The sequence below is a fragment of the Pseudomonas sp. P5_B2 genome, from assembly GCF_056400445.1.
Map to the genome: position 1 here is coordinate 1 of NZ_JBFULH010000114.1, position 11,595 is coordinate 11,595.

General features: G+C 60.0%; 12 protein-coding genes. 8 read left to right on the plus strand and 4 right to left on the minus strand.

From position 1 onward, the window contains the following. From AC1DRJ_RS12115 to AC1DRJ_RS12150, 8 genes are all read left to right on the plus strand, one after another. The coding region (locus AC1DRJ_RS12115; RefSeq protein WP_477802355.1) for a putative nucleotidyltransferase substrate binding domain-containing protein at positions 1–659 on the plus strand (659 nt) is incomplete at its 5' end. Continuing rightward, positions 656–1,363: a 3'-5' exonuclease gene (locus AC1DRJ_RS12120; protein WP_477802356.1), complete on the plus strand. Its 708-nt coding sequence runs from the start codon at positions 656–658 to the stop codon at positions 1,361–1,363. The genes AC1DRJ_RS12115 and AC1DRJ_RS12120, both read left to right, overlap by 4 nt. Before the next feature lie 236 nt (positions 1,364–1,599). Next, on the plus strand, positions 1,600–2,118 hold the full coding sequence (locus tag AC1DRJ_RS12125; protein ID WP_477802357.1) for an RNA polymerase sigma factor: 519 nt from the start codon (positions 1,600–1,602) through the stop codon (positions 2,116–2,118). After that, positions 2,115–3,080, plus strand: coding sequence for a FecR domain-containing protein (locus AC1DRJ_RS12130; protein ID WP_477802358.1), 966 nt, complete (start codon positions 2,115–2,117; stop codon positions 3,078–3,080). Before AC1DRJ_RS12125 ends, AC1DRJ_RS12130 begins: the two co-directional genes overlap by 4 nt. A gap of 236 nt (positions 3,081–3,316) precedes the next feature. Beyond that, entirely contained in the window at positions 3,317–5,743 is a 2,427-nt protein-coding gene (locus tag AC1DRJ_RS12135; protein WP_477802359.1) for a TonB-dependent siderophore receptor, read from the plus strand. Positions 5,744–5,816: 73 nt separating this feature from the next. Beyond that, the gene (locus tag AC1DRJ_RS12140) at positions 5,817–6,947 is read left to right on the plus strand and encodes a PepSY-associated TM helix domain-containing protein (RefSeq protein WP_477802360.1); all 1,131 of its coding nucleotides are present in this window, start codon (positions 5,817–5,819) and stop codon (positions 6,945–6,947) included. Next, a complete protein-coding gene (locus AC1DRJ_RS12145; RefSeq protein WP_007947719.1) occupies positions 6,944–7,123 on the plus strand; it encodes a hypothetical protein in 180 nt (59 codons plus the stop codon). The genes AC1DRJ_RS12140 and AC1DRJ_RS12145 overlap by 4 nt, the downstream gene beginning before the upstream one ends. A 194-nt stretch (positions 7,124–7,317) precedes the next feature. After that, the gene (locus AC1DRJ_RS12150) at positions 7,318–7,947 is read left to right on the plus strand and encodes a glutathione S-transferase (RefSeq protein WP_477802361.1); all 630 of its coding nucleotides are present in this window, start codon (positions 7,318–7,320) and stop codon (positions 7,945–7,947) included. Between the two features lie 24 nt (positions 7,948–7,971). On the opposite strand, the gene rloA2 is transcribed toward AC1DRJ_RS12150, so the two are convergent. From rloA2 to AC1DRJ_RS12170, 4 genes are all read right to left on the minus strand, one after another. Continuing rightward, the gene (gene rloA2 / locus AC1DRJ_RS12155; protein WP_477802362.1) at positions 7,972–8,478 is read right to left on the minus strand and encodes a retropepsin-like aspartic peptidase RloA2; all 507 of its coding nucleotides are present in this window, start codon (positions 8,476–8,478) and stop codon (positions 7,972–7,974) included. Between the two features lie 135 nt (positions 8,479–8,613). Beyond that, positions 8,614–9,168, minus strand: coding sequence for a DUF2780 domain-containing protein (locus AC1DRJ_RS12160; protein WP_477802363.1), 555 nt, complete (start codon positions 9,166–9,168; stop codon positions 8,614–8,616). Between the two features lie 348 nt (positions 9,169–9,516). Continuing rightward, the gene (fdhA, locus tag AC1DRJ_RS12165; protein ID WP_007947729.1) at positions 9,517–10,716 is read right to left on the minus strand and encodes a formaldehyde dehydrogenase, glutathione-independent; all 1,200 of its coding nucleotides are present in this window, start codon (positions 10,714–10,716) and stop codon (positions 9,517–9,519) included. Between the two features lie 208 nt (positions 10,717–10,924). Continuing rightward, a partial coding sequence (locus AC1DRJ_RS12170) for a formyltetrahydrofolate deformylase (protein WP_477802364.1) occupies positions 10,925–11,595 on the minus strand: 671 nt, incomplete at its 5' end.

Below are 11,595 nucleotides of genomic sequence, written 5' to 3' on the forward strand. Positions count from 1 at the left end.
GCTTCAAGCTGTGCAAGGGCAACATCATGGCGGGCAACCCGGAGCTGTGCTTGTCGCGTGCCGAATGGGCACGACGCTTTGCCGCGTTTATCCGCGAGGCGACGCCGGAGAACCTGCTGGGTTCGAGCATCTATTTCGACTTGCGCGTGGTCTGGGGTGACGAGCAAGGGTGCGAGCAATTGCGCCGCGGGATCCTCGATCAGGTTGGCGATAACCGGCTGTTCCAGCGGATGCTGGCCGAGAACGCCTTGCGCAATCGTCCGCCTGTGGGGCGTTTCCGTGAGTTTGTACTGGCGCGCAAGAATGGTGAAAAAGCCACGCTGGACTTGAAGGTTCAGGGGTTGACGCCATTCGTCGACGGCGCACGGTTGCTGGCACTGGCTCACGGCATCGAGACCAACAATACCCTGGAGCGTTTTCGCCAACTGGTCGCCAAAGAAATCATCCAGCCGCTGGACGGGGCGGCCTATGAAGAGGCGTACCACTTCATTCAGCAAACCCGCATGCAGCAGCATCAGCTGCAGACTCGAGAGAACTTGCCCTATTCCAACCGGGTTGATCCGGACAGCCTGAATCATCTGGACCGACGGATCCTGCGTGAATCCCTGCGCCAGGCGCAACGCCTGCAAAGCAGCCTGACTTTGCGGTATCAGTTATGAGTCTGTTTTCATGGCTACGCCCGGCCACGCCGCTCCTGTCCGGCGATTTGCAACAACGGTTGCAGAGCTTGCCGGCGGTAACCGAGCTGGGTGAATGCAGCCTGCGCGAACAGCGTTGGGTGGTGCTTGACCTGGAAACCACCGGGCTGAACCTGAACAAGGACCKGGTGTTGTCCATCGGTGCCGTGGTGATCGAGGACGGCGCCATCGACTTCAGCCAGCAGTTCGAACGCACGCTGCAATGCGCCGACATGAAGCTGGCACCCAGCGTGCTGATTCATGGGTTGGGCCCAAGCGCCATTGCGGCCGGCAGCGACCCGGCGCAAGCCTTGCTCGAATTCATGGAGTTCGTTGGTGACAGCCCGGTACTGGCGTTTCATGCCCCCTTCGATCAGCACATGCTTGGCCGGGCATTGAAAGACCACTTGGGCTACAAGTTGGCTCATCCGTTTCTGGATGTGGCAGACATTGCCCCGCTGCTTTGTCCACAGGCTCACATTCGAGATGCCGGGCTGGATGAGTGGATCGACTGGTTCAAACTGGAAGTGTTCGAGCGCCATAACGCCAGTGCCGACGCGTTGGCGACGGCCGAATTGGCATTGATCCTGTTCAGCCGGGCGCGGCAGCAGCAGATTCATAGCCCGCTGAACCTGCAACAGCGGCTGAGTCAGTGGAAACGCCGCAAGCAAGCCCCTTCCTTCTAAATATGCAGTGACTGTTCTGGCCCCTTCGTCGGAACGCCGCCCGGAGCAAGCCCGCCCCCACAGGTGACCGAGTAGCCCTGTGGGAGCGTGGCTTGCCCGCGATGAACGATTACACGGTCGGACTGAATGCACACCGCCCCCATTCACCCGACCAGCGCCAATTGCTTACCGCCCCCGCCTCTGCCACAATCGCGAACAATTCTCGTTAGTTAACACTTCCCAATCGGTGATGCTGCGTGTCGTCAATCCAAAGCCCGAACAGTGAGCTCGTTGGTGCGTTATATCGCGACCATCGCGGCTGGTTATTGGCTTGGTTGCGACGCAACGTGGCGTGTCCGCAACGTGCAGAAGACCTGAGTCAGGACACTTTTGTGCGGTTGCTCGGCCGGGATGAACTGAAAGAGCCTCGCGAACCGCGGGCGTTTCTGGTGGCGATTGCCAAAGGCCTGCTGTTCGATTATTTCCGCCGCGCAGCGCTGGAACAGGCGTACCTCGCCGAGCTGATGCTGATCCCCGAAGGTGAACAACCCTCGGTTGAGGAACAGCAGATGATCCTTGAAGACCTCAAAGCCATCGACCGCCTTCTGGGGCAGCTGTCGAGCAAGGCCCGGGCCGCGTTTCTTTATAACCGCCTCGACGGCCTGGGCCATGCCGAAATCGCCCAGCGACTGGGCGTCTCGGTGCCGCGTGTTCGGCAATACCTGGCCCAGGGGATTCGCCAGTGCTACATCGCATTGTACGGGGAACCGGTATGAGCCCGGTCAGTTCCAAGCCGGTATCGGCCAAGGTGCTGGATGCGGCGATTGCCTGGCAATTGTCCCTGGACTCTGGCAACCCGGTGGAGCGCGAAGCGTTCAGTCAATGGCACGCGGCCCACGAGGAACATGCCCGAGCCTGGCGCCAGTTGGGCATGCTCGAACAGCGCTTCAGCGTCGCCAACGGCCCGGCCCGTACGGCGTTGCTGCAATCGCGTGAAAGCATTCGCCGCCGCGTGCGCAAACTGGGCAGCGGCGTGGCCAGCGTTGTCGCGGTGATCGGGCTGGCCCTGTTTGCCGGTGAGCGCTATCTGCCTCTCGACTACTGGCTGGCCGACCAGCGCACCGCCACCGGTGAGCAGCGCACCCTGCACCTGGCAGACGGCACAACGATCAACCTCAATACCTACAGCGCTGTGGACATCCGTTTTGATGAGAAGCAGCGGCGGATCATCCTTCAAGAAGGCGAAATCCTCGTCGAGACCGGTCACGGCGATGCCCGGCCGTTTATCGTCGAAACCCGCGAAGGCAGTCTGCAAGCGCTAGGGACGCTCTTCCTGGTCAAGCGCGAGGAACAAGGCACGCGCCTGAGCGTGTTGAAATCCGCAGTGGCGGCGCATCCGCGATCGAGCTCTGAGGAACAGATTCTGCACGAAGGTCAGCAAGTGCTGATGCGCAGCAAAGGCCTGGGGCCGGTTGTCGCCGCCAACCTCGGCGCCGATGCCTGGACCCGCGGCATGCTGGTGGTCGACAACGCTCGCCTGGAAGATTTGGTGCAGGAGCTCGCGCGTTATCGGAATGGTCATTTGGGCGTAGCACCGGAGATTGCCGACCTGCGCATTACCGGCAGTTTTCCGCTGCACGACACCGACAAGGCCCTGAGCACCCTGCTGCCAACCCTGCCGGTGCAGATTGAACAGTACACGCCGTGGTGGGTGACGGTGGCGAAAGCTGACCCCTAACCCTGACGCCTGGAAGTGATCGTGCCCCACGCTCCCGCGTGGGAATGCAGCCCGTGACGCTCCGCGTCACATGCCGAAGCAGACGCAGAGCGTCCATTGAGGCATTCCCACGCAGAGCGTGGGAACGATCAGCGTCCAATTACTGAATCTAAATTATTTTCATCCAGCCCTATCACTTTTTGAATTTCGTACGGCACCTAAGCAATTGAGAAATATTTCCATTCAGGAGCCGCTACATGCCCCGTTCGCTCTACACCTTGTTGCGCCCCAGCTTGCTGGCTGTCGCCATTGCTTTTTGTACTCCTTTGGCCAGTAGCCAACTGATCGCCGCGGAACAAGCTTCCAGCGTTCGCGCCTACAACCTGCCGGCCGCACCGTTGGCCAGCACCCTGAACCAGATTGCGAGCCAGGCCGGTCTGGCGCTGTCGTTGAACCCATCACTGGCCGCAGGCAAGTCCTCGGCGCCGGTGAAAGGCCAGTTCGACGCCCCCGGTGCCCTGCGTGAAGCCTTGCGTGGCACGGGTCTGCAACTGGAACAAAGCAGCGCCGGCACCTACAGCCTGGTCGCCATTCCCGAGGGCACACTGGCCCTGCCGGAAACCGCCGTTATCGGCGTGGACAATACCGAAACCGCCTGGGGCCCGGTAGAAGGTTACCTGGCCACTCGCACCGCCGCTGGCACCAAGACTGATACAGCGATAGTCGACGTACCGCGCTCGATTTCGGTCGTTACCCGCGACCAAATGGATGATCGCAATGTGCAGAACCTCGATGACGCCGTGCGCTACATGCCCGGTGTCACCGCCAGCAGCTACGGCAGCGACACCCGCGCCGACTGGCTGCGCGTTCGCGGTTTTGAACCGACCCAGTTCCTCGACGGCCTGCCACTGCCTAAAGGCGTGTACGCCAACCCGAAACAGGAAACCTGGAACCTCGATCGCCTGTCCGTGCTGCGCGGCCCTGCCTCCTCGGTTTACGGCCAGACCCCGCCGGGCGGCCTGCTGGACATGGTCAGCCGCCGTCCAACGGCTATAGAAAGCAACGAGATCGATGTGCAATACGGCAGCGACAATTATCGTCAGATCAACTTCGCCAACACCGGCAAGATTGATGACGAAGGCCAGTTTCTTTACAGCCTGAGCGGCGTGGTGCGCGACAGCGGCACGCAGATCGACCACGTCGACAACAAGCGCTACAACATCGCACCCAGCCTGACCTGGAATATCGACCCGGATACCCAGTTCACCTTGCTGACGCAATTCACCCGCGACGACACCGGCATCACCAGCCAGTTCCTGCCGGTGCAAGGCACCAAAATCGACATGCCGTTTGGTGATATTTCACATCACAAGAACCTTGGCGATCCGGACTGGGAATACTACGACCGCACCTACTACGCGCTGGGCTATGCGTTCGAACATCGCCTGAACGACGTCTGGCAGTTCAAGCAGAACCTGCGTTACACCAAATCGGACCTGTCATTCCAGGCCATCACCGTCGGCGCCTATCCGTTCACCCAGGTTGATGACGCTGGCAACGTTGGCCGCACCACCACCAGCACCGATGAAGACATCAGCCAGTTCGCCGTGGATAACAACTTCCAGGCCGACTTCGCGACGGGCGACGTGCGTCACACCGTGCTGCTGGGTCTCGACCACCAGCGCAGCAATACCAACTACCTCTCCATCTTCGGCACCGCACCGCCGACCAACGTCAACAACCCGATCTACGGTTTGCCGATCGAGCGTCCGGACCGTTCCACCGCGTTCTACGATTACGACCAGAAGACCTACCAGACCGGCCTTTACGCACAGGATCAGATGGTCCTCGACCATTGGCTCGTGACACTCGGCGGACGTGAGGACTGGGTGCACACCGGCACCAAGTTCTTCAACAAAGACGATGCTACCAACACCCAACGTGACAAGAACTTCAGCGGCAACGCGGCGATCAGCTATGTGTTTGACTCGGGTTTTGTGCCGTACCTTTCGTACACCGAGTCCTTCCAGCCCACCACCGGTGCATCGGCCTCGGCCACCGAATCGTTCAAACCCACCGAAGGCAATCAGTGGGAACTGGGCATCAAGTACCAACCACCCGGCAGCGACACCCTGCTGACCGCCGCAATCTACGACCTGACCCAGAAAAACGTATCGGTCACCACCAACGTTGGCGGCACGTCGATCACCAGCCAGACCGGCGAAGTCAAAGTCAAAGGCCTGGAGCTGGAGGCGGTTTCCGACGTCAACGAAAACCTCAAGCTCATCGCGGCGTACACCCTGGCCAAATCCGAAGTGCAAGATGGCGAGTTCAAGGGCAATCGCCTGCAACTGATGCCTAATCAACAGGCGTCGCTGTGGGCGGATTACACCTGGCACAACGGCGTGCTGGACGGCTTTGGCGTGGGTGCCGGTGCTCGCTACACCGGCAATACCTACGGCGATCAGGCCAACACCGAACTGGGCAAGGCGGATGCCTACACCGTATTCGATGCGGCCGTTCACTACGACCTCGGCCGTCTGGACAACAGCCTGAAAGGCGCGTCCCTGGCCTTGAACGCCACCAACGTGTTCGACAAGGATTACATCTCCACTTGTGACAGTTTTTACTGCTATTACGGCGACCAGCGCAGCGTCGTCGCCAGTGCAAGCTACAAGTGGTAATCGTCTGACCTGACATACCCCAACACCAGGCCGTCCTCTTCAGGACGGCTTTGGACTTTCTGAAGGCCTGGAAATGAAAAGTAAAACAATTCGCCGCTGGTCCTTCGTCCACACCTGGACCAGCCTGATTTGCACGGTTTTTTTGCTGATGCTGGCATTGACCGGACTGCCGTTAATCTTCCACCACGAGATCGATCACCTGCTGGGCGATGCCCCCGAATTGAAACAAATGCCGGCGGACACGCCATTGCTCGATTTGCAGCAGTTGGTGCTGGCGGCTGAAAAGCATCGTCCCGGTGAGGTCATGCAGTATTTCGGTTTTGATGAAGATGAGCCCAACGGCGCCTTTGCAATCATGGCCGCTACCGCGGGTGCCGAGCCGAACGCGTCTCACACTTTCATGCTCGACGCCCGCACTGGCGAAGCCCTGGAAATGCCCTCGGCCAACGGCGGTTTCATGATGGTCATGCTGCGCCTGCATGTGGACATGTTTGCCGGCCTGCCGGGCAAGTTGTTCCTGGCGTTCATGGGGCTGTTGTTTGTGGTCGCCATCATTTCCGGAGCGGTGCTGTATTTGCCGTTCATGCGCCGCTTGAAGTTCGCCACCGTACGCCAGGACAAATCCACCCGCCTGCGCTGGCTTGATCTGCACAACCTGATCGGTGTGGTCACCCTGACCTGGGCGCTGGTGGTGGGTGTGACAGGCGTTATCAGCGCCTGCGCCGACCTGCTGATTGCCGCCTGGCGCTATGAAAGCTTGAACGCGATGGTCGCACCGTACCGCGACGTGCCGCCCCTGACGCAACGCGCGCCAGCGACCCGTCTGTTTGACATCGCCAAGGAAGTTGCGCCGGACATGACGCCGGACTTCATCGCCTTCCCCGGTACGCGGTTTTCCAGCGAGCACCATTATGCGGTGTTCATGAAAGGCAACACCCACCTGACTTCGCACCTGCTGACACCGGTGCTGATCGACGCCAGCACTCTGCAAGTCACCGCCGTGGCGGAACGACCGTGGTACATGGACGTCATGGGYATGTCGCAACCCCTGCACTTCGGTGATTACGGCGGCATGCCGATGAGAATCCTGTGGGCGACCCTCGATGTGCTGACCATCATCGTGCTCGGCAGCGGGGTTTACCTGTGGGTGGTGCGGCGCAAAGCGGCAAAACCTGTGCTCGAACATGCCGAGGCTCAAGCATGAAGCCAAGGCAATCGAACTTCTGGAAGGTCTTTGGCACGCCCACGGTTATCGCCTTGCTCAGCGCCGCCGGGTTATTCGCGGCGCTGCTGGGTGATGGCGTGTGGGACGCCTTGAGCTGGCTTGGCCTGGGCGTTCCCGCCTTCTTTGCCCTGCGCGGCCTCCTGCAACGCCGCTGATCTATGTAGGAGTGAGACCGGCTTGCCGGCGATGACGGTAAAACATTCAAAGAGGTTGTTGGATGTGATGACCTCATCGTCGGAACGCCACCCGGAGCCGGCTCGCTCCCACAGGGTTTGGGTGAACTTGTCAGCTTGAGCTCCCGCATCAACGCGCTATGCTGCCCGACACTGCCACCGACCGAGATGTCGCCATGTCCGCTCCCAGCATGACCCTGTACCACAACGCTCTATCGCCCTTCGTTCGTAAAGTCATGGTGCTTCTGCATGAGACCGGTCAGACCGGCCGCGTGGCGCTGCAAGACTGTGTGCTCACGCCGGTCAGCCCCGATCAGTCACTCAACGAAGACAACCCGCTGGGCAAAATCCCCGCCTTGCGCCTGGCCGACGGCACCGTCATTCATGACAGCCGGGTGATCCTCGACTACCTCGATCACCAGCACGTCGGTAACCCGCTGATCCCGCGCGAAGGTTCGGCGCGCTGGCGGCGCCTGACCCTGGCCTCCCTTGCCGACGGGATCATGGACGCCTCGGTGATGGTTCGTTATGAAATGGTCCTGCGTGATCCGCAGAAGCATTGGGACGAATGGCTCGACGCCCAGCGCGACAAGATTCGCCGTGGGTTGGCGTTGCTGGAAAAAGATGCGATTGCCGAGCTGACCAGCCATTTCGATGTCGCAGCGATCAGCGTTGCCTGTGCGCTGGGTTACATCGATTTGCGCCATCCGGATCTGGAGTGGCGCGAGGCGAATCCGCAATTGGCGACGTGGTATTTCGAAGTCAGTCAGCGGCCTTCGATGTTGGCGACGATGCCCAAGGTTTAGATCTTCGCTGGAAACCGCTTGAATTCAGCAGTCGGGTTTTTCGGCGGTAAACCGTCGCGCCGGGTTCACCGCCGCACCGAACTCACGCAAGGCCTTGGCACCGATCAGCAGCGGATAATTGAAGCTGCTGCGGTCGGTCAGGTTGACCTCGACAGTGCGCTTGACGTTACCCAGGCACAGCTCCAGATCCACCACCGGGCGCTTGGTAGGTGCGATCACCTCGGCGTCTTCCTCGTCTTCTTCGGAGCGGGTCTTGATCTTGCTGATCCGCGCGACTTTGTGTTCGTAGAGCTTGTTGCTGGCGTCCTTGGTGGCGAGGCGGAAACGCACCCACTCTTCACCGTCGCGGGTGAAGGTCTCGATGTCTTTGGCCGACAGCGACGCGGTCAGGGCACCGGTGTCCATCTTGGCCTTGAGCACTTCACCGCCGATTTCCGGCAGCGCGATGTATTCATAACGCCCGTACAGCGTCGGCTCGGCAGCCAGAACCGGCAGGGCCACCAGGGAAAGCAGTGCAAAGATCGATTTCACGTAATGGGCATCCATAAGGAGTGGGCAGCGGGATTTTAGACCGTTGTCGAGTAGATCGCTCCCACGCTCYRGAGCGTGGGAGCGATCGTGTAAAAAACCCGCGCATCGACGCTTTGCGCGCCGAGCGCCGTTGAATCAAATGCCGGTGCCGGCGCCCCAGATCCCGCCCAGGCTTTCCAGCAAAGAACCGCCAACGCCTTGCTGACCGAGATATTGCAGCAGCACCGGGGCAAACTGGCCGATCATTCCGCCGTCCATCCCCAATGCGCTGAACGCATCGTTCAGGTCGTTGGTGTTCTTCACGTTGCCCAGGGCGTTGTCCAGACCGGCGGCTTTGCCGGACGAACCGAGTAAGCCCGCGAGGGCACCCAGCTCACCACCGCCCGACAAAATGTCGATGCCTGGTACGCTTTTGGCCAACTCGGAGTAATCGGTCGAACTCAATTGATTCTTGGCCAACCCGAGCATCGCCCCGGCGCCGCCAACGGCTTGTTCTGGCGTCACGTTCAATTCGGTCAGCGCACTCAGCAGATCGGCCGTCTGCGGGGTCGGCGCGGCCGCGGCGGCTGCGTTATCGCCCTTCATGCCGGAAATGGCATTGGCCGCATCGTTCAGGCTGAACTGAGCAAAGACCGGACTGGCCGCCAGACTCATCAGCGAAACCAGTACAAAACCGCGTGAAATCTTCATTCAGACATCCTCTTGCGCCATGAAAACCGCCCGTGAGCGGACGGGAAAACTGACGGTTTGACCCGGTATCTACTGCCTTGTTCCGAAGCGACACCTCCATATTTACCGTATTCGCGTTTATAAAACGTGAAATCTGGACGCTGCGCGTGCGGGCGTCGTTGAACTGGATGATCACATTTACCAGATCGTTTCCACGCGCTGCGTGGTAACGCCTCCTGTGGCGCTCCGTGTCACGCGGTGGGACGCAGAGCGTCCATAGCTGCAATCCCACGCAGAGGGTGGGAACGATCATAACTCCCAATAAAAACGGCGACCCGAAAGTCGCCGTTTTTTGCGTTGCTTGAAGAGTTACGCCGCGCTGAACAGTTTGTGCGGATCAATCACAAACTTCTTCGGCACGCCCGCATCAAACTCGCCATAACCGCGCGGCGCGTCATCCAGGCTGATGACTTCCACGCCAACAATGTCGGCAATATGAATGCGGTCCCACATGATCGCCTGCATCAATTGGCGGTTGTACTTCATCACCGGTGTCTGGCCAGTGTGGAAGCTGTGGGATTTGGCCCAGCCCAGACCGAAACGGATGCTCAGGCTGCCCATTTTCGCGGCGGCGTCCACAGCACCCGGGTCTTCAGTCACGTACAGGCCAGGGATACCGATTTTGCCGGCCACACGAACCACGCCCATCAGTGAGTTGAGCACGGTGGCAGGAGCCTCGTGTTTCACGCCGTCATGGCCATGACCGCGTGCTTCGAAGCCTACGGCGTCGACGGCGCAATCCACTTCCGGTTCGCCCAGCAACGCAGCGATTTGTTCGTGCAGCGGGGTGTCCAGGGACAGGTCGGCGATTTCGAAACCCTGCGCCTTGGCGTGCGCCAGGCGCACGGTGTTGACGTCACCGATGATCACCACTGCCGCACCCAACAGGCGAGCGGAAGCAGCTGCGGCGAGGCCGACCGGGCCGGCACCGGCGATGTATACGGTGCTGCCTGGGCCAACGCCAGCGGTCACTGCGCCGTGGTAACCGGTGGGCAGGATGTCGGAGAGGCAGGTCAGGTCGCGGATTTTTTCCATCGCACGATCGCGATCAGGCAGTTTCAGCAGGTTAAAGTCGGCGTACGGCACCATCGCGTATTCGGCCTGGCCGCCGGTCCAGTCGCCCATGTCGACATAACCGTAAGCACCACCCGGACGCGCCGGGTTAACGCTGAGGCAGACACCGGTGTGCATCTCTTTGCAGGAACGGCAGCGCCCGCAAGCGACGTTGAACGGTACGGACACCAGATCGCCGATTTGCAGGTTTTCGACGTCGCTGCCCTTCTCGATGACTTCGCCAGTAATTTCGTGGCCCAGCACCAGACCGGTCTGAGCGGTGGTACGGCCGCGCACCATGTGCTGGTCGGAACCACAGATATTGGTGGAAACCACACGCAGGATGACAGCGTGGTTAATCTTCCTGCCGCGCGGGTCCTGCATTTTTGGATAGTCGATTTTCTGTATTTCGACTTTGCCATTGCCGAGATACACCACACCACGATTGCCAGACATGCTTTCACCTCGCTGTTGTTTTTATGTAGCGGTCGCGTCGCCATGGAACGGCGGCGCGTTGATTGCTCGGGTTATTGCCTGTGTGTCTTGTGTTGTCTGTCAGGGCCTCTTCGCGAGCAAGCCCGCTCCCACATTGGATTTGTGCCGTTCACAAATTCTGTTTACGCCCACGATCAAATGTGGGAGCGGGCTTGCTCGCGAAAGCGATCTAAAGAACGACGGTTCTGTTCGCGTTCAAAAACACTCGCCTTTCAATGTGATAACCAACCGCCCGGGCCAGGGTCAGCCCTTCGATATCCCGCCCCTTGGCGATCAGATCTTCCGGGTAATGACTGTGGTCCACCGCCTCCACGCCCTGGGCGATGATCGGCCCTTCGTCCAGGTCGTTGTTGATGTAATGCGCCGTGGCGCCGACCAGTTTCACGCCCTTGTTGTAGGCCTGGTGATACGGCTTGGCACCCTTGAAACCGGGCAACAGGGAGTGATGGATATTGATCGCCTTGCCGTCGAGTTTGCGGCATAGCTCGGGCGACAGGACTTGCATATAACGCGCAAGGATCACCAGTTCGGCCCCGGACTCTTCAATCACCTGCCACACCTGACGCTCCTGCGACGGCTTGTCGTTCGGGTCGAGCGGGAAGTGGTAATACGGAATCTGGTGCCAGTCGGCCAGCGGCTTTAGATCCGGGTGATTGGAAACCACTGCGGCCACGTCCATCGACAACTGGCCAATGCGCTGGCGGTAAAGCAAATCGTTGAGGCAGTGATCGGCCTTGGAAACCATGATCACCACTTTTGGCCGGTAGTTCGGCGCGGTCAATTCGAAGATCATGCCGAAATTCGCACCACGCTCTTCGAGACCGGCACGGAAGGCTTGCT